The 566-nt window shown below is 41.7% G+C and carries 1 protein-coding gene; it reads right to left on the bottom strand.

Going from position 1 to position 566, the window contains the following annotated elements:
- Window positions 1–302, bottom strand: a 302-nt coding sequence (locus AC3G7N_RS22075; protein WP_489424259.1) for a DUF4183 domain-containing protein, incomplete at its 3' end; no start/stop codon positions are given.
- Between the last annotated feature and the right edge of the window lie 264 nt (window positions 303–566).

The following is a 566-nucleotide window of genomic DNA, read 5'->3' on the forward strand; positions in this document are numbered from 1 at the left end:
CCTCCGGCCGGAACATCGATTGCTAATGAACCAACGCCAGTAGCTCCGGGTGTGTACGTTGACAAACCTTCCATTTGGGCCACACCATTAACATACACAGTAAAATAACTGTTATCCGTTGCTAATTGTGGAAGCTCAGTTACTGCTGAACCATCATCTTGGAAAAAGTCAGCTGCATCAATGGTTAATGTGCTCCCGGGAGCGGTATCGGTGGTTGTGACATTGAAAAAACTGGCTGCATTAGGTTCGACATTGGTCGTGACTGTCCCCCCAATTTGCAACTTCATTAATTGAAGAGCTATATCTATTTTCACCTCGCTAATTGTGATTTAACTATTACCACTATTAACTTATGAAAATGAAAACAAGGATGTTTGGACAGTAGCTGTGTTTTATCAAAATCCACCCATATCCATTAATCATATAATAAATAGGGAAGAGAACTGCATGGAATAAGTGGGGTCATCCTTTAACAATTACAAATAAAAGAATAATGGGAGCATCGGTTGGGGGAGGGTCGCTTGATTTTAAGTGAAGGGCGCTTCCTCCAGATCGTAAATGGATGG

It is taken from the genome of Virgibacillus carmonensis (assembly GCF_057836705.1).